The sequence below is a fragment of the Sphingomonas sp. M6A6_1c genome (genome assembly GCF_053345135.1).
The window spans coordinates 319,495-345,093 of sequence record NZ_JBKEZO010000006.1 but is presented as its reverse complement, the minus strand read 5'-3'; the positions used below and the strand labels follow the sequence as shown (position 1 = coordinate 345,093).

Genomic DNA, 25,599 nt, shown 5'->3' with positions numbered 1-25,599 from the left:
CCACCGAGCCGCTACAGCCCCGGCATGACCGAGCTTCCCAAGACCTTCGACCCCGCCGCCATCGAGACCCGCTGGTATCAGCATTGGGAGGCGAACGGCCTGTTCCGTCCCGACCGGCCCAACGCGGAGCCGTGGACGATCGTCAATCCGCCGCCCAACGTCACCGGGTCGCTGCATATCGGTCATGCGCTCGACAATACGCTGCAGGACATCCTGACGCGGCATGCGCGGCTCAAGGGCAAGGACGCCTTGTGGGTGGTCGGCACCGATCATGCCGGCATCGCGACGCAGATGGTGGTCGAGCGGCAGATGGCCGCGAAGGGCGAAAAGCGCACCGACTTCAGCCGCGAGGACTTCGTCGCCAAGATCTGGGACTGGAAAGGGACAAGCGGCGGCGAGATCACCCGCCAGCTGCGCCGGCTCGGCTGTTCGATGGACTGGGCGAACGAGCGGTTCACGATGGACGAGGGCTTTTCGAAGGCCGTGCTCAAGGTGTTCGTCGAGCTGCATCGGCAGAAGTTGCTTTATCGCGACAAGCGACTGGTCAATTGGGACCCCGGCCTCGGCACCGCGATCAGCGACCTCGAGGTCGAGACCAAGGAGATCGCGGGCAAATTCTGGCATCTGCGCTATCCGCTCGCCGACGGTTCGGGCCATATCGAGGTCGCGACGACGCGGCCCGAGACGATGCTCGCCGACATGGCGGTCGCGGTGAATCCCGAGGACGCACGTTATGCGGCGTTGGTCGGCAAGCAGGTGAAGCTGCCGATCACCGGCCGGCTAATCCCGATCGTCGCCGACGACCATGCCGATCCGGCGCTCGGGTCTGGTGCGGTCAAGATCACGCCGGGGCATGATTTCAACGACTTCGAGGTCGGCCGCCGCGCCGGGATCGAGGCGCGCGACATGCTCAACATGCTCGATGCCAAGGCGCAGGTCTGCCAGACCGCAGACGGGCTGATCCCCGCCGAGCTGATCGGGCTCGACCGGTTCGCGGCGCGCGCGGCGATCGTCGATCGGCTCAAGGCCGAGGGCGTGCTGATCGCGCACGTCGACAAGGAGGGGGGCGAGCACGACGCCGAACCGCGCACGATCCAGACGCCTTATGGCGACCGGTCCGGTGTGGTGATCGAGCCGTGGCTGACCGACCAATGGTATGTCGACGCCAGGACGCTGGCGCAGCCGGCGATCGAGGCGGTGAAGTCCGGCGCGATTCGGATGGTGCCGAAGAGCTGGGAGAAGACGTTCTTCAACTGGATGGACAATATCCAGCCATGGTGCGTCTCGCGCCAATTGTGGTGGGGCCATCAGATCCCGGCGTGGTTCGACGCCGACGGCAAGGCCTATGTCGCCGAGACCGAGGAGGACGCGCAGGCGCAGGCCGGGGCGGGCGTCGTCCTGACCCGCGATCCCGACGTGCTCGATACGTGGTTCTCCTCGGCACTGTGGCCGTTCGCCACACTCGGCTGGCCGGAGAACGACGATCCGACGCTCGGCGGGCGTTATCCCAACGACGTGCTGATCTCCGGCTTCGACATCCTGTTCTTCTGGGATGCGCGGATGATGATGCAGGGGCTGCACTTCATGCAGCAGGTGCCGTTCAAGACGCTGTATCTCCACGGCCTCGTTCGCGCCGCCGATGGCGCCAAGATGTCCAAGTCGAAGGGCAATACGGTCGATCCGCTCGGCCTGATCGACAAATACGGCGCCGATGCGCTGCGCTTCTTCATGGCGGCGATGGAGAGCCAGGGCCGCGACATCAAGATGGATGAGAAGCGCGTCGAGGGCTATCGCAACTTCGCGACCAAGCTGTGGAACGCCAGCCGCTTCGCGCAGGCGAACGGCATCGGCGGCTCGGCGCCGGGCAAGGCGCCCGCGGCGACGCTGGCGGTCAACCAGTGGATCATCGGCGAGACGATCGCGACGGTGCAGGCGATGGACCTCGCACTCGCCGACCTGCGCTTCGACGCGGCGGCGGAGGCGATCTACCAGTTCGTCTGGAACCGCTTCTGCGACTGGTATCTCGAGCTCATCAAGCCGACGCTGGGCGAGGATGCGACGAGGCATCCGGAGCATGCCGCCGAAACGCGCGCGGTGGCGGGCTGGGTGCTCGACCAGATCCTCGTGCTGCTCCACCCGTTCATGCCCTTCATCACCGAAGAGCTGTGGCATGCGATGGCGCCGCGCGAGCACGACCTGATCGTCGCGCAATGGCCGCTGGTCGATGGCGAGCATATCGATGCCGGGGCGATGGCGGATATCGCGTGGCGCATCCGCCTGATCGGCGAGGTGCGCACCGCCAAGAACGAGCTGGGCATCGCGCCGGGCACGCAGCTCACCGCTTATGTCCGCGATGCCGACGCGACGACGCAGCGGCGGGTCGGCAGCGCTTATACCGCGCTGCGCAAGCTCGCCCGGTTGCAGGAGGTGTCGTTCGATCCCGCGCCGGCGGGTGCGGCGATCCAGCTGGTGGTGGACGAGGCGACCTATGTCATCCCGCTCGACGGCATCATAGACCTCGACGCCGAGCGCACCCGCCTGACCAAGGCGATCGCGGCGGCGAAGAAGGAGCGCGACGCGCTGGCGGGACGGCTCGGCAACCCGAGCTTCGTCGAGCGCGCGAAACCCGAGGCGGTGGAGAAGGCCAAGGCAGACCATGCCGACAAGGCGGCGGAGGAGGAACGGCTTTCGGCCGCGCTGGCGCGGCTGGGATAGGCGATTGGACCAATCCCGCCGTCATTTTTGGAACAAGGCGAAACCTCTACGAAAGTTTGCATCGCGTCTGGAACAGCATAGTGCTCCTGCGTTCGCAGGAGCAAGGGTAGGGTTTTGCAGCGGTCCCGGACAAGTCCGGGGGTCGGCCGGTGAGAGGGCTCGAACCAAATGAACGACCGCCGCGTCTTCGCGGTGACGCGGTTATCGCGTAAGGCCGCGCCCTCGTCTACGCGATCGCGCGAGGCGAAGAGGGGGCACGAGGAATGGCGAAGCCGCAACGCGACCTGACGTCCGGGCCGATCGGCAAGACGTTGCTGCTGTTCGCGCTCCCCACTCTGGGGTCGAGCGTGCTCCAGTCGATCAACGGTTCGATCAACGCGATCTGGATCGGCCAGTTGCTCGGCGAGCGTGCGCTGGCGGCGACAACCAATGCGGGGCTCGTCATGTTCCTGCTGGTGTCGGCGGTGTTCGGCTTCGGCATGGCGGCGACGATCCTGATCGGGCAAGCGATGGGGCGGCGCGACATCGACGGCGTGCGGCGCGTGGTCGGTACCGCGCACGGTTTGTTCGCGATCCTGTCGCTGCTCGTCGTCGCGGCCGGGTGGGTGACCGCGCCGGCGATCCTCACCGCGCTGCGCACCCCGGTGGACGCCTATCCGCTCGCGCTCTCCTATCTGCGGGTGATCTTCATCGCGATGCCGACCAGCTTCCTGGCGGTGCTGCTCAGCATGGTGCTGCGCGGCGCGGGCGATTCGATCACGCCGCTCAAGTTCATGGCGCTGGGGTCGCTGGTCGACGTGCTGCTCAATCCGGTGCTGATCCGCGGGCTGGGGCCGATCCCGGCTTTGGGCATCGCCGGGTCGGCGACGGCGACGTTCATCGCCAACACCGTGTCGTTCGCGGCGCTGCTCGCCTACGTCTACCGGCGCGATCTGGTCGTGCGGTTGCGCGGCGCGGAGTGGCGCTATCTGATCCCCGACCCGGCGCTGCTGCGGCCGATCGTCGCCAAGGGCGTGCCGATGGGGCTGCAGATGCTGGTCGCGACCGGATCGGCGCTGGCGATGATCGGTCTGGTCAACGGCTATGGCACGACGACCACCGCCGCTTATGGCGCCGCGAGCCAGCTCTGGACCTATATCCAAATGCCGGCGATGTCGGTCGGCGCGGCGGTGAGCGCGATGGTCGCACAGAATATCGGCGCGGGGCGGTGGGACCGGGTGGCGCGGATCGCGCGATCGGGGCTGCTGCTCAACCTCGCGATGACCGCGGCGCTGATCGTGGTGGTCACGGTGCTCGACCGGCCGGCGCTCGGGCTGTTCCTGGGCAGCGATACCGGCTCGATCGATCTTGCCGCGCATATCAACATCATCGGCTCGGCGAGCTTCCTGCTGTTCGGCGTCTCGATGGTGCTGTCGGCGACGGTGCGCGCCAATGGCGCGGTGGTCGGGCCGCTGGTTATCCTGACCGTGGCGCTGTTCCCGATCCGGCTGGGGCTCGCTTATGCGCTGCAGCCGAGCTGGGGCGCGGATGCGATCTGGTGGAGCTTCCCGGCCGGATCGGCGGCGTCGATGGTGATGACGATCGCATATTATCGCTACGGCAACTGGCGCAAAGGCGCGTTGATGTCGGTCGTTGAGGGCGAGGAGCACGTCAAGGCCGCCACCGAACCCACCGCCAAGCAGATGCCGGTGGGGTGATTTGCGCGCGATGGCGCAAAGGCGCGAAGCGGTGTTCGTTGAAGGGATGACGGCGCAAAATCAGCGCGCTGCGGGCGCCGGCACCATCACCTCGATCACCCCCGGCGCGACCTGCGCCATTACCGGGGTATGTGCCAGCACCTCGCCGTCGATCGAGATCGGCAGCGATGGTTTGGTGTCGATGCGCAGCGACTTGCCCGCGAAGCTCACCGTATCCTGATGCCGCGATTCGTGGCCGAAGAAGCTCGCGGCCCAGTTCTTGACGAGCGTCCGCTTGTAGCGCCCGGTCACCGCCTGCACGACGATCTCGCCCGAATTGACCGAGGCTTCGTCGACCAGCCAGGTGCCGCCGTGATACGGACCGTTGGAGATGCGTACCTCGACGACGCGCATCGTCTTGGCCTCCGTGCCGTCGTCCACCGTCAGGATGAATGGCTTGAAGCGCGCGAACTGCCAGCTCGCCCAGCCGAGATAGCCGATCCGCCCGAGCACCTTCTTCAGGCCGTGCGGCACCGTCTCGGCGATCTGCGGGCTGATCCCCATCGCGGCGCAATTGGCGAAATAATCGCCGTCGATCCTGCCCAGATCGATGCGCTTGCGCACGCCGGTGCGGATCGCCTCGATCGCGCCCTCGACGTCCATCGGCAGGCCGAGCGTGCGCGCGAAGCTGTTGGCGGTGCCGAGCGGCAGCACGCCCAATACCACGTCGTGGCCGACGAGTAGGTCGACCAGCCCGCTGATCGTGCCGTCGCCGCCGCCGAGGATGACGAGCTGCGGCTTCTTCGCCAGCGCGTTGCGGACCGTCTCGACGAGGTCGTCGGGATTTTCCACGGCATGGGCGTCGACCGGATACGGCAGCCCGCTCAACGCCTTGCACGCCCGTTCGAACAAGGCCTGGCCTTTTCGCGACTTGGCGTTGACGATCAGCGCGGCGGACGTGAACTGGGTCATGGGGTTCCGATCGGTTACGGGCGCGCAACGCTTGGCAAGTGCGCCGCGATCCCTCAAAGCCACCCTAACCCGTCAAGCAGGATGCGTCATGACCGCTGCCTATCCCGCGCTCCGTCTGCGCCGTACCCGTTCGAGCGGCTGGAGCCGCCGGCTCCATGCCGAAACCGTGCTGACCCCGGCCGATCTGATCTGGCCGATGTTCATCGTCGGGGGCGAGGGCGTCGAGCAGCCGATCGACAGCCTGCCCGGCGTGTCGCGCTGGTCGGTCGACGGCATCGTCGCGCGGGCGAAGGAGGCGCGAGCGCTCGGCATCCCCTGCGTCGCGCTGTTCCCGTTCACGCCCGCCGAACTCAAGACCGACGACGGGCGCGAAGCGCTCAACCCCGACAATCTGATGTGCCGCGCGATCCATGCGATCAAGGATGCGGTGCCAGAGGTCGGCGTGCTGACCGACGTCGCGCTCGATCCCTACACCAGCCACGGTCATGACGGACTGGTCGATGCGGCGGGCTATGTCGTCAACGATACCACCGCCGACCTGCTGATCCAGCAGGCGCTCAACCAGGCGCGGGCCGGCGCCGACATCATCGCGCCGTCGGACATGATGGACGGCCGCATCGGCATGATCCGTAGCGCGCTGGAGGGCGAGGGCGCCCATAATGTCCAGATCATGAGCTATGCCGCCAAATATGCGAGCGGCTTCTACGGCCCGTTCCGCGACGCGGTCGGCAGCCGCGGGCTGCTCAAGGGCGACAAGAAGACCTATCAGATGGATGCAGCCAACGCCGAGGAAGCGCTGCGCGAGGTCGCGCTCGATCTCGCCGAGGGGGCGGACAGCGTGATGGTCAAGCCGGGGCTGCCCTATCTCGACATCATCGTTCGCGTGAAGACGCGGTTCGAGGTGCCGGTGTTCGCCTATCAGGTGTCCGGCGAATATGCGATGCTGGAGGCATCGGTCGCCGCCGGCGCGGGCGAGCGCGACGCGCTGGTGCTCGAAACGCTGATGGCGTTCAAGCGCGCCGGCTGTTCGGGCGTGCTGACCTATCACGCGGCCCATGCGGCGCGCCTGCTGAATGGCTGATCCGACGGAGGGCGCCGCGCGCGCCTGCCGCTTCACCTTCGTCGTCACGATCCTCACCGGATCGTTCCTGCTGTTCCTCGTCCAGCCGATGGTCGCGCGGATGGCGTTGCCGCGGCTCGGTGGCGCGCCGGCGGTGTGGAACTCGGCGATGCTCGTCTACCAGACGTTGCTGCTCGGCGGATATGCGTATGCGCACGCACTGGCGCGGGTGCGGCCGGGGTTACAGGTGCTCATCCATATCGCGGTGCTGCTGGTCGGGGCGGCGTGGCTGCCGATCGGGCTGGCGCTGACCGGGAGCCCGGCGGGCGTTACCCCGGCGCTATGGGTGCCGTGGCTGCTCGGCGCGTCGATCGGGCCGCTGTTCTTCGCCGTCTCCGCGCAGGCGCCGCTGGTGCAACGCTGGTTCAGCATCGCGAGCCGCGACGGCGATCCCTATGCGCTCTATGCGGCGTCCAACCTCGGCAGTTTTGGCGGGCTGATCGCCTATCCGCTCGTCGTCGAACCGCTGCTCGCGCTGCGCCAGCAGAGCTGGTTGTGGAGCGGCGGTTATGTGCTGTTGATCCTGCTGGTGATCGCCTGCGCGTTCCGCCTGCCGCGCGGGGCGAGCGCCGCGGTCGCGCGACCGACCAGCGTGCCGGCGACGCGGCGGCGGGTGCTGCACTGGATCGCACTGGCGCTGGTGCCGTCGGGCCTGATGCTCGCCACCTCGACCTATATCACCACCGATATCGTCGCGATGCCGTTGCTGTGGGTGCTGCCGCTCGGCCTCTATCTCCTCAGCTTCACGATCGCCTTCGCCGCCAATCGCGAGATCGCCGACCTGCTCACCCGGATCGCGCCGATCACCATCCTGATGTTCGGCGGGGTGATGATCGGCGGCTTCAACGAATCGCCGCTGGTCAATCTGACCATCGCGCTGACGTTGCTGTTCATGGCGTCGGTGGCGCTGCACACGCAGATGTACCGGCTGCGGCCCGAGCCAGACCGGCTGACTGGTTTCTATCTGGCGATGGCGTTCGGCGGCGCGCTCGGCGGAGTCTTTGCCGGGCTGGTCGCGCCGGTGGTGTTCGACTGGACCTATGAATATCCGATCCTGATCTTCGCGGCGGGGCTGCTGGTGCCGCAGGTCTTCCTGACGCACCGCATCCGCAGCCTGTGGACGACGCCGGCGAAGCGGCGCCTCGCTTATGCCGGGGTGGTGGCGATGCTCGTGTTGCTCGCGACGCTGACCTTCCGCGGGCCGGCGGATCTGTTCGGCGAGGGGCATCAGGGGCTGACCTTCATCGGCATCGCGCTGATCGGGGTGATCTCGGTGGGCGCGCGCCTGTCCTATGCGATGATCCTGGCGGTGACGCTGGTGATCTTCGGCGGCTGGCGCGCGGTCGAGCTGTCGCTTGAGCAGGGCGCGCGGACGCGCAGCTATTTCGGCGTCTACACCATCCGCGACGGACGCGGCGTGCGCGAGCTCGACCATGGCACGACGGTGCACGGCATCCAGTTCACCGGCAGCCCGGTGCTCGAACGGCTGCCGACCACCTATTATGCGCCGCCCTCCGGCATCGGCCGCGCGATGGAGGCGCTCGACGGGCTGTACGGCCCGACGGCGCGGGTCGGCGTGGTCGGCCTGGGGACCGGGACGCTCGCCTGCTATGCGCAGCCGGCGCAGCGCTGGCGCTTCTACGAGATCGACCCGGCGGTGGTGCGTATCGCCCGCGATACCGGCCAGTTCACCTATCTCAAAAACTGCCTGCCGCATCCCGACATCCGCATCGGCGACGCGCGGATCAGCATCGAGGCGGACCGGCCGGCGAGCCTCGACCTGCTCGCGCTCGATGCCTTCTCCTCCGATGCCATTCCGATGCACCTGATGACGCGCGAGGCGTTCGCCGGCTACGCGCGGGTGCTGCAACCCCGGGGGCTGCTGCTCGTCCATATCTCCAACCGCTTCCTCGATCTCGAGCCGGTCGTCGCGGCCGCGGCGCAGGCGGGCGGCTGGCGGGCGGCCAAGCTCTATTACCAGCCCGAGCAGCGTACCCCCGTCGCCTCGCCGAGCCAGTGGATCGCGCTGACGCGGGACCCGGCGACGATGCGCGCGTTGAGCCAGGCGGATGCGCGCTGGGTGCCGCTCACCCCGCGCGCGGGCTTCGTCGCCTGGACCGACGATTACTCGACGATCCTGCCGCTGCTCAAGTGGCGCCGCTAGGCGGCGGGCAGCATCGCCTGCAACCGGTCGATCGTCGCGCTCTGCCGCTCCGCCTCGGCGACGATACGCTCGCGCAGCGTGGCGAGCGCGGGATAAGCAGGGGCAAGCGCCGCGGCACGGTCGGTCGCCGCCTGGTCGAGGTCGGTGAGCAGCGACGAGGTCTGCGCGCGCCAGTCGTCCAGCCCGGCCAGCGCCGATTGCGCGTCGAGCCAGGCGTCGCTGCCGACGCTCTTGCCGCGCGCCCGGCCGGCGGCGGCCTCCGCCTTGGCGGCATCGGTGCCGAACCCCTTGGCGATCGTGTCGAGCGTCCGCTGCCAGTCGGCGATCTTCGCATCGAGCGCCGGATCGGGCTTGGCCTCGGCGACAGCCACCGCCGGCTCGGCGAAGCCCAGCTTCTCCACCGCGCGCGGCGCCAGCGACGGATAGGGCGTCGCATCGTGCGCACAGCCGGCGAGCGGGAGGAGGAGGAGCACGGGCGCGAGCAGCGGGACGGTTTTCATACCATCGGTCTATGCGCGCGCAGAAAATGGCGCAACGCACTTGCGCCGGGCGAAGCGTCTGCTATCAGCGCGCCTCCGATGTGCGCCCGTAGCTCAGCTGGATAGAGCATCAGACTACGAATCTGAGGGTCGGACGTTCGAATCGTTCCGGGCGCACCAGGATCTCCCCCGCGGACCAACGATGGTTCGGCGGGGGTTTTCATATCCGCGGTCGGCGATCGCGGGGTGGCCGCGCGGCGGCCGACGGCCTAAGCGGTGGCCATGTTGCGCGCGATCCTGTCCTTTTTCGAACCCTTCATCCTGATGCTGCTCGGCACGGTGCTGCTCGCCAGCCTGGTGCCCGCACGTGGGCCATATGCGGACATCGTCGGCGGCGCCGCGGACGTCGGCATCGTGCTGCTCTTCTTCCTGCACGGTGCCAAATTGTCGCGCGCCGCGATCTGGGAGGGCGCACGCAACTGGCGGCTGCACCTCACCGTCGTCGCCACCACCTTCCTCGTCTTCCCGCTATTCGGGCTGGCGCTCGGGCAGGTGCCGGGTCTCACCGGCGCGGTGGCGACGGGGATGCTGTTCCTCACCTTGCTCCCGTCGACGGTGCAATCCTCGATCGCCTTCACCGCGATCGCACGCGGCAACGTCGCGGCGGCGGTGTGCAGCGCCTCCTTCTCCAATCTGATCGGCATCGTCCTGACCCCGGCGCTGGTCGCGTTGCTGATCGGCAGCGGCGTCGGCGGCAGCGGTGGGCAGGGGGGCGGCATCTCGCTTTCTGCGGTCGAGGCGATCGTCGCGCAATTGCTGCTGCCGTTCGTCGCCGGCCATCTGTTGCGGCCGTGGATCGGCGGCTTTGTCGCACGGCAGAAGCGGCTGCTGACGATCGTCGATCGCGGCTCGATCCTGCTCGTCGTCTACAGCGCCTTCGGGGCGGCGGTGGTCGAGGGGCTGTGGAGCCGCGTGTCGCCGGCGGACCTAGTGCTGATCGGCGTCTTCTGTTCGGTGCTGCTCGCCGCGGTGCTGTCGCTCACCTGGCTGGCCGGCCGGCTGCTCGGCTTCAGCCGCGAGGATGCGATCGTCCTGCTGTTCTGCGGCTCCAAGAAGAGCCTCGCGTCCGGCGTGCCGATGGCGGGCGTACTGTTCCCCGCGGCGCAGGTCGGCGCGGTGCTGTTGCCGGTAATGCTGTTCCACCAGTTCCAGCTGATCGCCTGCGCGGTGATCGCGCGGCGGTATGCGGAGGCGGGGGGTGCGGCCTCAGTCAGGGCGGAAGGAGGCGAGGCGGCCTAGTGATACCGAAAGCCGCCCCTGTCGTACCGACGAACCACGATGGTCCGCCGGCACGGATGTGTCAGAGCTTCGCCCGCACCGAGAAGCTGAAGTTCCGCGAGAAATAGCGGACGTCTCTTGGCACGTCGTATGAGCCGAAATAGCTCTTATCGCCATTGCGGGTCAGGTTGGAGCCTTCGAGCGCGACCGTCAGGTGCTTGTTGATGTCGTAGTTGATCGAAGCGTCGAGCCGTTCGATCGGATCGATGAAAATGTTATTATAAGGATTGTACGCATCGCGCCAGACCTGCTGCCGCGAGCGCCAATTGTAGGCGACGCGGACGTTGAGACCGTTTCGTTCGTAAAAGCCAACCAGGTTATAGATGTATTTTGATACCCAAAGATAAGGGCCGGAAACAGAGACCTCTTCGGCCTTGTTGCCGTAGGAGGGAAATTCGGCGTGCGTGATATTTAAGGTTCCGTTGACCGAGCCGCCGAACGATTTCAGGATGCCCGGTAGGAAGGTGAAGAAGGTGGTTGCGGCTCCCTCGATGCCACGATGCCGACCTTTGCCGAAGTTATACGGGCGCGTGACCAGGGTCGGGGCATCGGGCAGCTCCGCCAAATACTCTGGATACGTGCGGTCGGCTACGAGACCATCTTGGTCCCACTGCCAAGCAGCAAGGCTGATCGACCCAGTTGCACCGAAATACCACTCAAGCGACGCATCATACGCCTTCTTCTTCACCGGGCCGAGGTTTGCATTGCCTCCTCGCGCGTAAGCCTGTGCCACATTCCGGGCATCAAGATAAAGTGCCGGGTTGAGCTGTAATGCAGTTGGACGACCAACATCATATGAGTAGGATGTCCTCAATTGTAACTTGGGAGTAATATGAATAATTGCATTTAAACTTGGCAACGTGTCGAGCATATTACTTTTCGGCGTGTTCATTTTATCAATATAGACGGTCTTATATTGGCCATCGACCTTCTCTATCGTCGTCGTGCGCTGAAGGGCGGTAAGTCCGGTAACCGTATTGACGAGGCGCGCTCCCAGCGTGCCTTCTATTGGAAAGAGCAGCTTGAAGGTGTAATGAAGCATTCCGTAGCCGGCGTAGGTCGTTTCGGAACCGTGGAAGGCCTGAAACGGATCATACGTCGGATAAGGGTCGCTCAAGTCCGGATGGATCTTCTGTGCCATATTCCGGATGAGGCTCCAGCTGCTGCGAATGGATTTGCTGTCGCCGATCAGCCAGTTGGCAGTCGATGCCGTTGGCGCACTCGGAAAAAGCGGGCCGGCTTCGACCAGATGATAGTCCGGCAGGCTGCTCATTGGGATGCGCAGTTCTCCGTACGCTCGTCGGCCATACTGCCGATCATAGCTGCGATCGGCAGAACGAACCCCAACCTTGAACCAGTCTAGCAAGTTCCAAAAGGTGTTGAGACGTAGGTCGGCCTGAAATTCCTTCATGCCGCTGTAGGTGAATTGCTTTGTCTGATCGATGCCGTCGACGTACAAATAATTATTTTTATCAAGCAGGTCGACGTTTTTAAACCTGACGTTGGGACCGCCTTTCGGGTCAGACGTGTCGTTAAATATTACATCCAAGGCGGGTTGTTGATTAAAGCGAATCCAGTGAAACAGATTATTTGAGTCATTGTCTGACCGGTTGTAGTTTAGCCACGTATTGAATTCAAAGCGATCGCTGCGATATTCAACTTGGAAGCGAGCATTATAGGCAAGCGTGTGATGCAGATATGATGCGCGACCAGGGCCGACGGGATCAAGTCCATAAAGTGAAAGAGATTTAACCAAGCGACCGTCTGTTCCCATCACTATATTGGACAGATTTGCGGAGGGGGTGGCTGTCTTGGTATAGGTGACCGGGATGTCGAAAACGTTGTCCCCCCAATACATGCGCTGATCGTTGTAGCCCCCTTCGAGCGTGATCGACCAACGATCGTCTGGCCGCCACTGGGTTGACGCCGAGAGTGCAGCCCGCCGCGACCAGCCATTCGTCCCGGCAAAGCCGATCTGATACGGTAGATAGATATTTGCGGAGAGCGTACTTGGTGTGACTATTGCTCGGGTGTCGCTGTATTGAGTTGGTAGAGCGTTATATCGAAGGGATTCATTCCAATTTACTTTGTTGTACGTACCGCTTAGAGTAAAGCCGATCTTGCCAAGCGACGTATCTGTATTGTAGGCGATGAGTGCGGTATAATAAGGATTGAAGATCTTTACCTGATCGGCATAATCCTCCCGAATGTTGAAGGAGTAGGTCGCTCCATGTTTGAAGTCAGTGGGTCGGCGCATCGTCAAATTGACCACCCCGGTTTGGCTGCCTTCGACCTGATCAGGAGTGCGCGTCTTATATACCTCGATGGCCGCGACGAGGTCGGATGAAATATCCTGTAGATAGGTAGTCCGATCGCCCGCCGAGAAGGTCGGTGATCCATTGACGGTGGTCATTACGCCATCAAGTCCGCGGATTTTGATCGTGCCGCCTTCCCCATGATTGCGATCGATCTGTACGCCCGGCACGCGCGCCAGTGCCTCGGCGACGTTCTTGTCCGGCAATTTGCCGATATCCTGCGCGACGACGACGTCGACGATCTGATGCGCGTGTCGCTTGGCGGCGCGGGCACTCTTCACGTTCTCGCGAAGACCTACGACGACGATATCACCTTCGAGTCGCCCTGATTCGTTGCTGATCTTGGGTTGCGACTCGTCCGCCTTGGTTATGGCCGCGGCCTTCTTGGCGCGCTTGCTCTCACGTGCTTGATCTTTCGCCTTTTTCTTTTGCTCTTCGACCTTTTTCGCTGCTTCGCCCTGTGTTTTGTCGTCCGGCGTCTGTGCCGCGGCCGCGTTGGTGACAAATGTCGCAATCATGGCCGCGATAGCGACTTCCGCGACAAGTTTTCCTTTTCTTGACATCAACTTGGCCTCCCCCTGTCGCCGTAGGGCTACATGGCCCCTCCATGCCCCCCGGCTCAGATTACATACGATATACAGTTTCTGTATTGTCCTACAATTCTTTTTGATCCAAACATGCTGAGGGGGTGACCGGTGCGATTGTTGCGTACCGGGTTAACTCGGCGTCGCGCCCGAACGGGCGGTTTGGAACAGGGGAGAGGGTGATGACGGGGGTTGAGAGGATCGAGAGCGAGGATGCCGTGCGCTGTGGCGGGCGGCGTGCGGCCTTGGCGGCGCTGGTGGGGGGCGCGATGCTGACCGGGCTGGCGAAACCGGCGGCGGCACAGGTGTCGTCATCGGTGGATTCCGCGCCGCTGCAATTCGCGCTCAACCTGCAATATCTGACGACGAACTTCCTGCAGGTCGTGACCTATGGCCAGGGGCGGCAGTTGCCCGCCCAACATATCCGCGGCGGGGAACTCAGCGACCAGCCAGGGGTGTCGGCCACCTCGGTGCTGCAGGTCAAATTCCCGAGCGGCGTGCGCAGCATCCAATCGCGTATCCATGAGATCGCGGACGAACATTGGTATCGCACGCTGATGCTGCGCGGCATCTTACGCGCCGATGCGCCGGCACAGACGCTAATCGATTACTCGGCGGAGACGTTCGCGAAAATGTTCGTCGCGGCGGGCGCGATGGCGAGCACCGACACGCTGTACCTCTACGCCGCATCCCCGACCGACGCCTTCGAACTGGTGCGCAACATCCTGCTGGCGGCGGACACGATGGTGAGCGTCCAGGCGTCGGTCTACGCCGCGATGCTGCCGAGCATGACCAACGAGGTGACGCAGCCGATGATGGCGTCGCTGTCGGCGAGCGCTGCCAGCAATGCGACGACAATCCGGTCGATGCTGTACGAAATGGCGCAAACAAACCCGGCGCTAATGACCAAGGTCGACAGGCTTGCGGCATGGCGCGACCGGATCGACGGTTCGGCGACGACCGACGTGGGACTGTCGCCGGTCGATGGCACGGCGCGCACCGCGGTTACCGATGCCACCGGCGTCTATGTCGGCCGGACGCCGCAACAGGCGCTCAACGTGCTGTTCATGAGCGCGGATTCGGTCACGCAGGGCGGTTTCTTTCCGAACGGGATCAACGGCACGATTGTGCGCAGCGGCAAAGCGAACTGACTGAAACGCTATGAAGGGGGACGATATAATGGGCACGAATGTAAAGAAGACGGACGTCAGCGAGACGCGGCGGCGCGTCCTCGCTTTGTTCGGTGGCGCATCGGTAGCGGCGGGGGGACTGGCGCTGCTGTCAGGGTGCAACGACGAAATCCGGGACGCTACCAGCATTCCGACTCCCACGCCGACGGCGACGGCCTCCGCCACCGCCGCGCCGGGTGCCTATACGGCAACGAGCGCGGACTGGCTGAACTTCACGCTCCAGGTGCATTACCTGCTCGCCGCGTATCTCCAGCGCTCGCTCGACGGGACGGTGCTGTCGGCGAGCCTGACCAGCGGCAGCGGTGCTGCGGGGCAGGTGAAGGGTGGGCAGGCGGTCGCGTTTTCCGATCCGACGCTCAAGACGCTGGCGCGCGAGGTGGCCGGTGCGACGGTCGCGCGCGTCGGCCTGCTCCGCCGGACGCTGGGATCGGCGGTCACCGCGCAGCCGGCGATCGACATTTCGGGAGGGCAGGGCAGCGCATTCCAGGCGATCGCCGCCTATAACGGGGCGAGCGCGACGGCGAACGCCTTCAATCCTTATGCGTCGGACAAGGACTTCCTGCTCGGGGCGGTGGCGTTGTTCGCCGTCGCGACCAGCGCGATCACGCGGGTGGCGGCACTCGCCGGCAGCGACGTCCGCGCCTCGCTCGGCGTGCTCAGCGCCGGGGTAGCGGCGAACGATTCGACGATGCGCAACGCCTTGTTCTATCGCGCCGACCTCGAACCGCTCAAGGCCGCCGCGGGGGAGACGTCGCTGTTCGACCGTGCCAATGCGATGAGCGCCGGCCGCGACCAATTCGACGGTCCGAGTGCGCTCGACCGCGGTATCGGCAACTTCTCGGGCAAGACCGACGTCAATTCGAACATCACGATAAAAGACGCCAACTGGATCCAGATACGTCGCACCCCCGAACAGGCACTCGGCGTGCTATATGCTTCCGCCAGTTCGGTGCCGTCCGGGGGCTTCTTCCCGGCGGGGATCAACGGAACGATCCACGTCAGCGGTGCCAATATCGCTTGAGTGGCGACAGGCGCGGCCGCCGGGCCGCGCCTAATGCGCAGCCGCGACCGCCGCCAGCACCTGATCCGCCAGTTCCGGGCGGCAGATCAGCAGGTCGGGGAGCAGCGGGTTGGCGCAATTGTAGACCAGCGGGCTGCCGTCGATGCGCGAGGCGTGCAGGCCCGCCGCCAGCGCCACCGCGGCGGGGGCGCAATTGTCCCATTCGTACTGGCCGCCGTCGTGCAGGTAGATGTCGGCGCGGCCGTCGACCACCGCCATCGCCTTGACCCCGGCCGAGCCCATGCCGACCCGCGTCGTCGCCAGCGCCTCGCTAACGCGCGCGACCATGTCGGTCATGCGGGTGCGGCTGACCACCATGCGCGGAGCGGCGGCGCTGCGCAAATGCGTGCAGCGCGCCTCGGCGGTGGTGTAGATACGGCCGGTGGTCGGCACCGCCACCGCACCCACCGTCGGACGGCCGCCGATCGCAAGGCCGATATGCACCGCCCAATCGTCGAGCCCCTCGGCATAGTCGCGGGTGCCGTCGAGCGGGTCGACGATCCACACCCGCTCGGCAGCGCAGCGGGCGCGATCGTCGATCGACTCCTCCGACAGGATGAAGTCGTCGGGTCGCGCAGCGCGCAGGCGATCGAGGATCAGCGTGTTGGCCTCGCGATCGCCGGCGTCGCCCAGAGCCTTGCCATGCGCATCGCCGCGGTCGCGGATCGCGAGCAGCAGCGCGCCGGCCTCTTGGGCGACGCTGCGCGCCAGTTCGACGTCGGTGGCGGCGGCGGTCACAGTTCGAAACTCCATATGCCGAGCACGTGCTCGACGATCCGTTCGGCGGCAGCCTCGGCGCTTTCGCGGCGCGTGTCGATATGGATATCGGGCCGCTCGGGCGGTTCGTAAGGGCTCGAGATGCCGGTGAAATGCGCGATCTCGCCGGCACGCGCCTTGGCATAGAGGCCCTTAGGATCGCGCGCCTCCGCCTCCGCCAGCGGCGTGTCGACGAAGATCTCGACGAATTCGCCCTTCGGCAGCAGCCCGCGCACCAGGTCGCGCTCGGCGCGGAACGGCGAGATGAAGGCGGTGAGGACGATCAGCCCGGCATCGGTCATCAATTTGGCGACCTCGCCGACGCGGCGGATGTTCTCGATCCGGTCGGCATCGCTGAAGCCGAGGTCCTTGTTGAGCCCGTGGCGGATGTTGTCGCCGTCGAGCAGGAAGCTGTGGCGGCCGAGCGCATGCAGCTTCTTCTCGACCAGATTGGCGATCGTCGACTTGCCCGAGCCGGACAGGCCGGTGAACCACAGCAATCGCGGCGACTGGCCCTTCTGGCGCGAATGCGCCTCGCGGGTGATGTCGACCGACTGCCAATGGACGTTCTGCGCCCGGCGTAGCGCGTGGTGGATCAGCCCCGCCGCGACGGTCGCATTGGTTTCGCGGTCGATCAGGATGAAGCCGCCGAGCTGGTGGCTGTCGGCATAGGGCTGGAAGACCAGCGGCGTGTCGGTGAACACCTCGGCAACGCCGATGTCGTTGAGTTCGAGCGTCTTGGCGGACAGATGCGCCTGCGTGTTGACGTCGACGACATAGGCGGGCGGCTGCACGGTCGCGCCGACGGTGCGCGTGCCGAGCTTGAGCCAATAACCGCGGCCGGGGACGAGCGCGGTGTCGGCGAGCCAGACGATCGTCGCCTCGAACTGACTTGCAGCCTCGGGCGGGGCATCGGCGGCGGCGATGACGTCGCCGCGCGAGCAATCGACCTCGTCGGCGAGCACCAGCGTCACCGCCTCGCCCGCGCCGGCCGTGTCGAGATCGCCGTCGGCGGTGACGATGCGCGCGACCTCGCTCGTCTTGCCCGATGGCACGATCCGGACGGGATCGCCGACGCCGATACGGCCCGCCGCGATCGTCCCGGCGAAACCGCGGAAGTCGAGATCGGGGCGATTGACCCATTGTACCGGCAGACGGAACGGTGCGGCGGTCGCTTGATCCGCCTCGACCGGCACTGTTTCGAGATGCGGCAGCAGCGCCGGCCCCTCGTACCACGGCATGGCGTCGGAGGGCGCCAGGATGCTCGCGCCGGTCAGCCCGGACAGCGGGATGGCGGTGAAGCCGGTGATGCCGATGCTGAGCGCGAACGCGCTGTAATCGGCGACGATCTGCTCGAACCGTGCCTGATCGTGATCGACCAGATCCATCTTGTTCACCGCCAGCACGATGTGGCGGATGCCGATCAGGTGGGCGAGGAAGGAATGCCGCCGCGTCTGCGTCAGCACGCCCTTGCGCGCGTCGATCAGGATCACCGCGAGATCGGCGGTCGACGCGCCGGTGACCATGTTGCGGGTATATTGTTCGTGACCGGGGGTGTCGGCGACGATGAACTTGCGTTTGTCGGTCGCGAAGAAGCGATAGGCGACGTCGATCGTGATGCCCTGTTCGCGCTCGGCGGCGAGACCGTCGACGAGCAGGGCGAAATCGATATTCTGCCCCTGCGTGCCGAGCCGCTTGCTGTCCGCCTCGAGCTGGCTGAGCTGATCCTCGAAGATCGTCTTCGAATCGTAGAGCAATCGGCCGATCAGCGTCGATTTGCCATCGTCCACCGACCCGCAGGTGATGAAGCGCAGCATCGACTTGTGCGCATGGCCGTCGAGATAGGCGTGGATGTCCGCGGCGATCAGCGCATCGGGGGTGTAGGCGGTCATCAGAAATACCCCTCGCGCTTCTTCTTCTCCATGCTGGCGGCCTGATCGTGGTCGATCGCGCGGCCCTGGCGTTCGGAGGTGGTGGTGAGCAGCATCTCCTGGATCACCGCGGGTAGCGTCGCCGCCTTGCTTTCCACCGCGCCGGTGAGCGGATAGCAGCCAAGCGTGCGGAAGCGGATCGAGCGTTCGACCGGCACCTCGCCGGGATGCAGCCGGAAGCGGTCGTCGTCGACCATCAGCAGCATGCCGTCGCGCTCCACCGTCGGGCGCGGCGCGGCGAAATAGAGCGGCACGATCTCAATCCCCTGATCGAGGATATATTGCCAGATATCCAGCTCGGTCCAGTTGGACAGAGGGAAGACGCGGATGCTCTCGCCGCGGTGGATGCGCGCGTTGTAGAGGTTCCACAATTCGGGGCGCTGCGCCTTGGGGTCCCAACCCTGGCTCGCCGAGCGGAACGAGAAGATGCGCTCCTTGGCGCGGCTCTTCTCCTCGTCGCGCCGCGCACCGCCGAAGGCGACGTCGTAGCCGCCCGCCTTCAGCGCCTGTTTGAGCCCCTCGGTCTTCCACACATCGGTGTGGCGGCTGCCGTGGTCGAAGGGATTGATGCCGGCGGCGAGCGCATCGGGATTGGTGTGGACGATCAGCTCCATCTCGGCCTCCGCCGCCGCGCGATCGCGCAGATCGTACATCGCGCGGAATTTCCACGTCGTATCGACGTGAAGCAGCGGGAAGGGGGGGCGTGCCGGGAAGAAGGCCTTGCGGGCGAGATGCAGCATCACCGCCGAATCCTTCCCGACAGAATAGAGCATCACCGGCCGTTCCGCCTCGGCGACGACTTCGCGCATGATGTGAATGCTTTCGGCTTCAAGCCGTTGTAAATGGGTAAGCCCGCTCATCACCGTCCAGATAAGCATCCCTCGCCGGGAAGCGACGAACTTATCCTATCGGGCGGCCCTAGTCCGACTGCCGCCGCTCGACCGAATCGAGCAGCACGCCGCCGACCATGAACACCGCGACCGGGCAGCAGGCGAACAGCAGCCAGCCGCCATAGCCCGGATATTGCTGGAGATAGTGGATGCCACGCTCGACCGCGCCCAGGCCGAGGCCATAGATGACGAGGAACGCCTCGAACTTGGTCTTGATCGTGAAGAGGCGCTTGATCCGGGTCCACATGCCCCGGCCCTACGCAAGCACCGGGCCAGTGGCGGAAAACCGCCATTTCCCTTTCGGTGCACAGGGTTAACTGTCAATTAACCCGACAGGCCCAGCGCCTCCCACAGCCGGTCGTGCGCGATCTCGATGTCGCGGATCAGCGCGGCGTCGCCGAGCGCGCCGGGGTCGATCGCCTCGGGCCACCAGCGGCGGACGACCGCGCGAATCGCATCGAGCTTCGCCGCATCGACGAGGAAGCGCGGGTCGATCGTCGCGGGGTCTGCGACGACGCGCAGCCGCAGGCAGGCGGGGCCGCCGCCATTCGCCATCGACTGGGTGACGTCGACCGTCTCGACCCGGCGGATCGGGCCGTTGCCGGCCTGATGGCGTTCGAGCCAGGACCATACCCTCTCATTGGCCCTGGCCTCCATCGGCACGACCAGCGTCGGGCCCTGCGCGGTCGTCACGAGCTGCGCGTTGAACAGGTAGGAGGCGATCGCGTCGGCGAGGCTGACCTCGCTCTCCGGCACTTCGACGATCTCGACCTCGGGCAGCAGGCGGCGCAGGTCGGCGTAAAGCCGGTCCTTGTCGGCGAAGGCGCGCTCGTGCGCGAACAGCACGCGCGCGTTGGCGACCGCGACGACATCGTTGTGGAAGGCACCGGCCGCCACCGCCTCTTCGGATTGCTGGACGAACAGCGTCCGCGCGGGATCGAGCCGATGCGCGCGGGCGATCGCGGCGCTCGCCTGCAGGTGCTGGCGGGCGGGGAAATGGCCGCCGGCGATGGTGTAGACGAACAGCTCGACCCCCGGCGCATCGTGCGCCGCGGCCAGCCGCATATGGTTGGCCGCGCCCTCGTCGCCGAACGGGGCGGGGATCGGGCCGTGCACCGCAAAGGCGTCGTGCGCGAAGGCGGTGCGGAGCTGTGCCAGCGTCTCGGGCCATTCGTGGCTGCGATGCGGCATCGTCATCAGATTGGCGACGGTGAGATGGCAGTGGCCGTCGGCGGTGTCCGGCGCCGGCGAGACGGTGGCGGCATTGGCCGCCCACATCGCCGAGGCCGACATCGCCTGCGCCTGCAACAGCGGCTGCGCGTCTTCGTAGCGGGTCGACAGCGCCGCCAGCCACGGCCGGTCCGGCCGGCGATGCGGCAGCAGCACCCCCTGCGTCAGTCCGAGCGCGAGATTGGCGCGCATCTTGTCGAGCCCCTGCAACGCCGCCGCCCGCGGTCGCGACACCTGTCCGGCATGCGCGGTCGCGGCGAGATTGCCGACCGACAGGCCGGCGTAATTGTGGCTCGGCCCGACGATGCCGTCGAAATTGATCTCGATCACCACCGCGGCACCTGCAACACTTCGTCGCCCGCCTGCACGCCGAGCACCTCGGCACAGTCGCGCGACAGCGCGATGCCGCCGTCGATGTGCCGCACCATACCGAATGCGCAGCGGAAGTCGGCCAGCCGCCCGACTGCGACCAGCGACTCGTCGCCGTCGTCGCCGTCGATCGACACGATCCGCCGCTCGCGCGCCTGTTCGACCGTCTTCACCCGATCGGTGCGCGCCGTCATCGTCGGACCACCGTCGAAGATGTCGACATAATGTTCGTAGCTGAAGCCTTCGTTCTCAAGCATCCGCATCGCGGCGCGGCCGCTGGGATGCGGCAGGCCGATCGCCGACCGCGCCGCTTCGGAGAGCATCGCGGTGTAGATGGGATGTTTGGGCATCAGGTCTGCGATCATCTGATGGCCGTTGATCGCGTTGAACTGGTCGGCGTCCTGGAAATTCATCCCGAAGAACCGCCCCGCGAGCCCGTCCCAGAACGGCGAGCCGCCCGCCTCGTCGATCACGCCGCGCAGCTCGGCGAGAATTCGGTCGGCGAAGCGCTGGCGGTGCGCGCGGATGAACAGATAGCGGCTGCGCGCGAGCAGCAGGCCGAGGCCGCCGGCGCGCTCGCCGGGATGGAGGAACAGGCCGCCGACCTCGCACGACCCTTCCAGATCGGTGGTCAGCGCCAGCATCTCGGCGCGGAAGGTGCGCGCCAGCTCCTTGCTGTGCTGGGTCAGCGTGCCGAGGCGATAGCTGTAGAAGGGATGCTGCTGGCCGACCTGGGTGAACAATTGGCAGGTGCCGCGCACTTCGCCTGTCGCGGCATTCTCCAGCATCAGCACGAACAATTCGTCGGTGACCGCGCCGTCCTGCCGCGCGAAGGCGGCGCCGGCGCGTTCGAGCTTGCCGCGCAGCGCGGTGCGGTCGGGCGGCAGGTTGGTGAAGCCGCCGCCGGTGAGCTTGGCCATTTCGTAGAGATGCTGCAGGTCGTCGGCACGCGCCGCCCTGATCCGGAAGGTCATGCATGCCCCTTTCGCAGGATGCGGTGGATGGTGAGCGCCGACAGCGCCGCGCGTTCGGCGAGGCTGTCGACGATCATGAATTCGTCGGCCGAATGGATCGCGCCGCCGCGCACGCCCATCGTATCGACCACGGGCACGCCGGCGGCGGCGATGTTGTTGCCGTCGCAGACACCGCCGGTCGCCCGCCACGCGATGGGGATGCCGAGATCGGCGCCGGCGGCGGCGACGAGCCCGAACAGCGCCTCCGCGCCGGCATCGACCGGCTTGGGCGGGCGGTTGAAGCCGCCGTGGACGGCGATGGCGACGTCGTGGCTCGCCGTGACCTGCGCGACCGCGTCGTCGATCGCGGCGCGGGCGCGGGCGATCTCCGCGGCGGCGGCGGGGCGGAAATTGACGCGCAGCACGGCAAGATCGGGGACGACGTTGTTCGGGCCGCCGCCGTCGATCCGCGCCGGATTGACCGCAAGCCCCGGTGCGCGGGCCTCGGCGAGGCGCACCGCCAGCGCGGCGGCGGCGACGATCGCATTGCGACCGTCTTCGGGATTGCGGCCGGCATGCGCGCTGCGCCCGCGCACGACGATCGAGAAATTGCCCGTGCCGCCGCGCGCACCGGCGAGCGTGCCGTCGGGCAGCGCCGGTTCGTAGGTCAGCGCGGCGACCTTGCCGCGCGCGGCGCGGGCGAGCAGCGCGGCGGAAGACAGCGAACCCGTCTCCTCGTCGGAATTGATCACCACCTCGTACCCGAGCCGCGACGCGCCCGCCGCTTCGACCGCGCGCAGCGCGGCGAGCATCACGGCGAGGCCGCCCTTCATGTCGGCGGTGCCGGGGCCGTTGATCGTACCGTCGGCGCGGTGGGTCAGCGTCTGGAAGGGATGATCGGCGGGGTAGACGGTGTCCATATGGCCGGTGAACAGCATCTGCACATGCGCCTTGGGCCGGACCTGCAGGTGGAGGTGGCGGCCGTGTGCGATCGCCGCGACGCTGCCGTCGGCGGCGACCGCTTCTGCCGCTTCGGGTTCGACCAGCGTGATCTCCCCCGGCAGCACCGCAAACGCGTCGGCGAGTAGCCCGGCCATCCGCCCGACCCCGGCGAGATTGCGCGTCCCGCTGTTCACCGCCGCCCAGCGCTCGACCTGATCCAGCATCGCGGCCTGGTCGATCGTCCCGACCAGCGCGTATTCGTCGTCCGGCAATCCTCTCATCCGGGGACGTTAGCCGATGGACGCGGCGGGGGGAACCGGGGTGAGGGTGGAGCTAAGACCGATCGACATTCAACTCGTGGAAGATGACAATTCCTCCCCCATCAAGGGGGAGGATCCTATAAAGCCTAGAAGCTGTACACCAGCGACGCGCGGCTGGTCGTGTCGGTCGACAGCGAGCCCACCGGCGGCATGCTTTCATATTGCACGTTGTACGATAGCGCCGCCGACAGCGGTCCGATCAGCTTGGCGTTGACCGAGGTCGTGCCGCTCAGCGTCGAATTGGAGCTTTGCACGTACGCCGACGCATTCTGCGTCACCGACAGGCCGGGCAGCAGCCGCCAGTTGAACGCCAGGGTACCGCGGCCGGCGATATTGCTCTGGTCGGTCTCGTCGGTGAAGGCGGTCTGGCGGAACGCGGGGCCGAGTTCGATGTCGAGCCGGATCGCCGATGTCTTGATCGCACTGTAGCCGACGCCGGTCGAGGCGGAGTAACGGTGATAGAAGCCGAGGAACCGGTCTTCCTCATATTGCGCCGCGCCGTAAAGGTAGACGCGATCCTTGATCTTGTAGTTCGGTTCGTAGCTGGCGAGATAATGTTCGCGCGTCGTGATCCCGGCGTTTTCCTGATAGTCCGCCTGCGCGTGGAATTTGTGCCGCCATTGCAGGCCTTCGCGGGTCAGGTCGAGCACAGCCGAGCCGCCCTTGCTGTCGGTGTTGCCCGTGGTGATGTAGCCGCCGAGCTCGGCGCGGCCGCTCCACAGGTCGAACATGCTCGCCTGGCGGATCGTCGTCTGCCGCGCCTGCGCACGGTCGCTGCGCCATTTCTGCGCGATCGCCAGCACCGCGTCGGCGCTCGCGGGATCGGCGAGCCGGGCGTATTTGACCACCACCGAGACGTCGCCGTCGTTGCCGCTTTCGATCGCCGCATCGAGCATCGAGCGGATCGCGGCGGGGATCGGCACCTTGCTGTCGTCCGGCTCGCCATCCGCCGGCGCATTGGCGAGCAGCAGCGGAGCGAGGATCAGGATGAGGATCGGGGACAGCAAGGTAGCGCGCACATCGCGCGCTCTACCCGTTGAGTCCGTAGAGGAAACCCCCAAATCCGCTCACCCCGTTTGGTCTGCGCCGAGCTGAGGCCGGAACGCGGCGAGCACGGCCTCGTACAGATCGCGTTTGAACGGCACGATCAGCGTCGGCAAATCGTCCGGATCGCTCCACCGCCAGGCGCGGAATTCGGGGTGGGGCGTGTTGATCCGCACGTCGCCGTCCTCGCCGAGGAAGCGGAACAGGAACCAGCGCTGGCGCTGGCCGCGCCATTTGCCCTTCCACACCTTGCCGACCATGTCGTCGGGCAGGTCGTAGAAGAATTCGTCCGGCGCCTCGGCGATCAATGCGACCTTGTCGGGGGTGATCCCCGTCTCCTCGCCGAGCTCGCGGATCGCCGCCGCATAAGCGTCCTCGCCGGGGTCGATCCCGCCTTGGGGCATCTGCCACGCCTCCAGGATCGTATCGATCCGCTGGCCGACGAAGACCTTGCCCGCGCGATTGACCAGCATGACGCCGGCGCAGGGGCGATAGGGGAGGCTTTTGATGTCGCTCATCGTCCGGCCGCCTGTGTCATGACGCGCGTACCCTCGGCCTCGGCGATCACGTCCTTCAAGGCCGCGAGATAGCCTGCGACATCGGTTTGCGCCGAGGGGATTGCCTTGCGGAAGACGACGAAGGCGTGGATGAGCCCCGCCGCCTCGCGGAACACCGTCGGCACGCCTGCCTCGACCAGCGCGGCGGCGTACGCGCGGCCCTGATCGCGCAGCGGATCGAGACCGGCGGTGACGAGCACCGCCGGCGGCAGGCCCTTCAGCCGGCCGTGCAGCGGGCTCGCGCGCGGGCTTTCGGGATCGGCGCCATAAGCCGCGTTGTAATATTCCATCGCCTCGCGGGTCAGCAGATAGCCCTCCGCGAAGGTCTCATAGGACGGATAGTCCATGCCGCCGTCGACGACCGGATAGATCGGCGCCTGGACGATCACCGGCACCGCCGCCGGCTCGTCGCGCAACGCCATCGCCGTGACGATCGCGAGCGCGCCGCCGGCGCTGTCGCCGCACAGGATCAGGCTGGTGACGCTGCGGTCGAGCGTCGCCGGGCTCCCCGCCACCCAGCGCGCCGCCGCCTCGGCGTCGTCGGGCGCGGCGGGCCAGCGATGTTCGGGTGCGAGGCGATAGTCGACCGCCACCACCGGCACGTCGAGCACGCGCGCGATCTCCGCGCAGACGCCGGCATGCGTATCGAGATCGCCGACGACGAAGCCGCCACCGTGGAAATAGACCAGCGCCGGCCCCGGAACGCGCGTCGCGCGCGCGTCGAACAGCCGCGCCGGGATCGTGCCGGCCGGGCCGGGGATCGCCAGATCGCGGACCACCGCCAGTTCGCCGACCGGCAGATCGGTGACGGTGCGAGTCGCGCGGAATGCCTCGCGTGCCTCGGCGGGCGGCATCTCGTGCCTGGCCGGGCCGGGCAACGCATTGAGATAGTCGAGGAAACTCCGCACGTCCGGGCGGACGTCAGGGGGCGTATCGGTCATGCGTCACTCCGCAGGCGGCTTGGGGAACGGCCGCCGCATCCCCAATTACCGAT

Annotated in this window: 20 protein-coding genes and 1 tRNA gene; 8 read left to right on the top strand and 13 right to left on the bottom strand. The window is 66.4% G+C overall.

From position 1 onward, the window contains the following. Window positions 1-24 precede the first annotated feature (24 nt). Window positions 25-2,715 carry a valine--tRNA ligase gene (locus tag ACLBWH_RS14900; protein ID WP_447799663.1) on the top strand — a complete coding sequence of 897 codons (2,691 nt, stop codon included), beginning with the start codon at window positions 25-27 and terminating at the stop codon, window positions 2,713-2,715. Window positions 2,716-2,978: 263 nt separating this feature from the next. Then, window positions 2,979-4,412: an MATE family efflux transporter gene (locus ACLBWH_RS14895; RefSeq protein ID WP_322849635.1), complete on the top strand. Its 1,434-nt coding sequence runs from the start codon at window positions 2,979-2,981 to the stop codon at window positions 4,410-4,412. A 60-nt stretch (window positions 4,413-4,472) separates the two neighbouring features. On the opposite strand, the gene ACLBWH_RS14890 is transcribed toward ACLBWH_RS14895, so the two are convergent. Continuing rightward, window positions 4,473-5,363 (bottom strand): diacylglycerol/lipid kinase family protein, encoded by an 891-nt coding sequence (locus ACLBWH_RS14890; RefSeq protein WP_322849634.1) that lies wholly within the window; start codon window positions 5,361-5,363, stop codon window positions 4,473-4,475. Window positions 5,364-5,451: 88 nt separating this feature from the next. Between ACLBWH_RS14890 and hemB the strand changes: the two genes are divergently transcribed. Both hemB and ACLBWH_RS14880 read left to right on the top strand, forming a co-directional pair. Beyond that, the gene (gene hemB, locus ACLBWH_RS14885) at window positions 5,452-6,444 is read left to right on the top strand and encodes a porphobilinogen synthase (protein WP_447799662.1); all 993 of its coding nucleotides are present in this window, start codon (window positions 5,452-5,454) and stop codon (window positions 6,442-6,444) included. Continuing rightward, a complete protein-coding gene (locus tag ACLBWH_RS14880; RefSeq protein WP_447799661.1) occupies window positions 6,437-8,647 on the top strand; it encodes a spermidine synthase in 2,211 nt (736 codons plus the stop codon). Before hemB ends, ACLBWH_RS14880 begins: the two co-directional genes overlap by 8 nt. On the opposite strand, the gene ACLBWH_RS14875 is transcribed toward ACLBWH_RS14880, so the two are convergent. Then, complete coding sequence (locus ACLBWH_RS14875; RefSeq protein ID WP_447799660.1) at window positions 8,644-9,147, bottom strand: hypothetical protein; 504 nt, start codon at window positions 9,145-9,147, stop codon at window positions 8,644-8,646. The genes ACLBWH_RS14880 and ACLBWH_RS14875 overlap by 4 nt on opposite strands. Window positions 9,148-9,229: 82 nt before the next feature. Here ACLBWH_RS14875 and ACLBWH_RS14870 point away from each other — a divergent pair. Both ACLBWH_RS14870 and ACLBWH_RS14865 read left to right on the top strand, forming a co-directional pair. Next, window positions 9,230-9,306 (top strand) — tRNA-Arg (locus tag ACLBWH_RS14870). A 102-nt stretch (window positions 9,307-9,408) separates the two neighbouring features. Continuing rightward, complete coding sequence (locus tag ACLBWH_RS14865; RefSeq protein WP_447799659.1) at window positions 9,409-10,425, top strand: bile acid:sodium symporter family protein; 1,017 nt, start codon at window positions 9,409-9,411, stop codon at window positions 10,423-10,425. A 61-nt stretch (window positions 10,426-10,486) separates the two neighbouring features. Here ACLBWH_RS14865 and ACLBWH_RS14860 read toward each other — a convergent pair whose 3' ends face one another. Then, the gene (locus ACLBWH_RS14860; RefSeq protein WP_447799658.1) at window positions 10,487-13,342 is read right to left on the bottom strand and encodes a TonB-dependent receptor; all 2,856 of its coding nucleotides are present in this window, start codon (window positions 13,340-13,342) and stop codon (window positions 10,487-10,489) included. 203 nt (window positions 13,343-13,545) lie between these two features. On the opposite strand from ACLBWH_RS14860, the gene ACLBWH_RS14855 reads away from it, so the two are divergent. Beyond that, window positions 13,546-14,514: a ferritin-like domain-containing protein gene (locus ACLBWH_RS14855; RefSeq protein WP_447799657.1), complete on the top strand. Its 969-nt coding sequence runs from the start codon at window positions 13,546-13,548 to the stop codon at window positions 14,512-14,514. A 28-nt stretch (window positions 14,515-14,542) separates the two neighbouring features. Beyond that, window positions 14,543-15,574 carry a ferritin-like domain-containing protein gene (locus tag ACLBWH_RS14850; RefSeq protein ID WP_447799656.1) on the top strand — a complete coding sequence of 344 codons (1,032 nt, stop codon included), beginning with the start codon at window positions 14,543-14,545 and terminating at the stop codon, window positions 15,572-15,574. A gap of 30 nt (window positions 15,575-15,604) precedes the next feature. On the opposite strand, the gene ACLBWH_RS14845 is transcribed toward ACLBWH_RS14850, so the two are convergent. From ACLBWH_RS14845 to ACLBWH_RS14800, 10 genes are all read right to left on the bottom strand, one after another. After that, window positions 15,605-16,351: a 3'(2'),5'-bisphosphate nucleotidase CysQ gene (locus ACLBWH_RS14845; RefSeq protein ID WP_447799655.1), complete on the bottom strand. Its 747-nt coding sequence runs from the start codon at window positions 16,349-16,351 to the stop codon at window positions 15,605-15,607. Next, the gene (gene cysN / locus ACLBWH_RS14840) at window positions 16,348-18,261 is read right to left on the bottom strand and encodes a sulfate adenylyltransferase subunit CysN (protein WP_447799654.1); all 1,914 of its coding nucleotides are present in this window, start codon (window positions 18,259-18,261) and stop codon (window positions 16,348-16,350) included. Before cysN ends, ACLBWH_RS14845 begins: the two co-directional genes overlap by 4 nt. Beyond that, entirely contained in the window at window positions 18,261-19,160 is a 900-nt protein-coding gene (gene cysD / locus ACLBWH_RS14835; protein ID WP_447799653.1) for a sulfate adenylyltransferase subunit CysD, read from the bottom strand. Before cysD ends, cysN begins: the two co-directional genes overlap by 1 nt. 58 nt (window positions 19,161-19,218) lie before the next feature. Beyond that, window positions 19,219-19,437, bottom strand: a complete 219-nt coding sequence (locus tag ACLBWH_RS14830; protein WP_322849624.1) for a hypothetical protein — start codon at window positions 19,435-19,437, stop codon at window positions 19,219-19,221. A gap of 77 nt (window positions 19,438-19,514) precedes the next feature. Next, window positions 19,515-20,753 carry an N-succinylarginine dihydrolase gene (locus ACLBWH_RS14825; protein WP_447799652.1) on the bottom strand — a complete coding sequence of 413 codons (1,239 nt, stop codon included), beginning with the start codon at window positions 20,751-20,753 and terminating at the stop codon, window positions 19,515-19,517. Then, window positions 20,747-21,763, bottom strand: coding sequence for an arginine N-succinyltransferase (locus ACLBWH_RS14820; RefSeq protein ID WP_447799651.1), 1,017 nt, complete (start codon window positions 21,761-21,763; stop codon window positions 20,747-20,749). Before ACLBWH_RS14820 ends, ACLBWH_RS14825 begins: the two co-directional genes overlap by 7 nt. After that, window positions 21,760-22,965: a hydrolase gene (locus tag ACLBWH_RS14815; RefSeq protein ID WP_447799650.1), complete on the bottom strand. Its 1,206-nt coding sequence runs from the start codon at window positions 22,963-22,965 to the stop codon at window positions 21,760-21,762. Before ACLBWH_RS14815 ends, ACLBWH_RS14820 begins: the two co-directional genes overlap by 4 nt. 125 nt (window positions 22,966-23,090) lie before the next feature. Further along, window positions 23,091-24,023: a DUF481 domain-containing protein gene (locus tag ACLBWH_RS14810; protein WP_322849620.1), complete on the bottom strand. Its 933-nt coding sequence runs from the start codon at window positions 24,021-24,023 to the stop codon at window positions 23,091-23,093. A 48-nt stretch (window positions 24,024-24,071) separates the two neighbouring features. Continuing rightward, window positions 24,072-24,566: an RNA pyrophosphohydrolase gene (locus tag ACLBWH_RS14805; RefSeq protein WP_447799649.1), complete on the bottom strand. Its 495-nt coding sequence runs from the start codon at window positions 24,564-24,566 to the stop codon at window positions 24,072-24,074. After that, window positions 24,563-25,546: an alpha/beta hydrolase gene (locus ACLBWH_RS14800; RefSeq protein WP_447799648.1), complete on the bottom strand. Its 984-nt coding sequence runs from the start codon at window positions 25,544-25,546 to the stop codon at window positions 24,563-24,565. Before ACLBWH_RS14800 ends, ACLBWH_RS14805 begins: the two co-directional genes overlap by 4 nt. Between the last annotated feature and the right edge of the window lie 53 nt (window positions 25,547-25,599).

Bases quoted from the DNA above. Each gene is read 5' to 3' on its own strand.
- ACLBWH_RS14900 (WP_447799663.1), top strand. From the start codon at position 25: ATGACCGAGCTTCCCAAGACCTTCGACCCCGCCGCCATCGAGACCCGC.
- ACLBWH_RS14895 (WP_322849635.1), top strand. From the start codon at position 2,979: ATGGCGAAGCCGCAACGCGACCTGACGTCCGGGCCGATCGGCAAGACG.
- ACLBWH_RS14890 (WP_322849634.1), bottom strand. From the start codon at position 5,363: ATGACCCAGTTCACGTCCGCCGCGCTGATCGTCAACGCCAAGTCGCGA.
- hemB (WP_447799662.1), top strand. From the start codon at position 5,452: ATGACCGCTGCCTATCCCGCGCTCCGTCTGCGCCGTACCCGTTCGAGC.
- ACLBWH_RS14880 (WP_447799661.1), top strand. From the start codon at position 6,437: ATGGCTGATCCGACGGAGGGCGCCGCGCGCGCCTGCCGCTTCACCTTC.
- ACLBWH_RS14875 (WP_447799660.1), bottom strand. From the start codon at position 9,147: ATGAAAACCGTCCCGCTGCTCGCGCCCGTGCTCCTCCTCCTCCCGCTC.
- ACLBWH_RS14865 (WP_447799659.1), top strand. From the start codon at position 9,409: ATGTTGCGCGCGATCCTGTCCTTTTTCGAACCCTTCATCCTGATGCTG.
- ACLBWH_RS14860 (WP_447799658.1), bottom strand. From the start codon at position 13,342: ATGTCAAGAAAAGGAAAACTTGTCGCGGAAGTCGCTATCGCGGCCATG.
- ACLBWH_RS14855 (WP_447799657.1), top strand. From the start codon at position 13,546: ATGACGGGGGTTGAGAGGATCGAGAGCGAGGATGCCGTGCGCTGTGGC.
- ACLBWH_RS14850 (WP_447799656.1), top strand. From the start codon at position 14,543: ATGGGCACGAATGTAAAGAAGACGGACGTCAGCGAGACGCGGCGGCGC.
- cysN (WP_447799654.1), bottom strand. From the start codon at position 18,261: ATGACCGCCTACACCCCCGATGCGCTGATCGCCGCGGACATCCACGCC.
- cysD (WP_447799653.1), bottom strand. From the start codon at position 19,160: ATGAGCGGGCTTACCCATTTACAACGGCTTGAAGCCGAAAGCATTCAC.
- ACLBWH_RS14830 (WP_322849624.1), bottom strand. From the start codon at position 19,437: ATGTGGACCCGGATCAAGCGCCTCTTCACGATCAAGACCAAGTTCGAG.
- ACLBWH_RS14820 (WP_447799651.1), bottom strand. From the start codon at position 21,763: ATGACCTTCCGGATCAGGGCGGCGCGTGCCGACGACCTGCAGCATCTC.
- ACLBWH_RS14815 (WP_447799650.1), bottom strand. From the start codon at position 22,965: ATGAGAGGATTGCCGGACGACGAATACGCGCTGGTCGGGACGATCGAC.
- ACLBWH_RS14805 (WP_447799649.1), bottom strand. From the start codon at position 24,566: ATGAGCGACATCAAAAGCCTCCCCTATCGCCCCTGCGCCGGCGTCATG.
- ACLBWH_RS14800 (WP_447799648.1), bottom strand. From the start codon at position 25,546: ATGACCGATACGCCCCCTGACGTCCGCCCGGACGTGCGGAGTTTCCTC.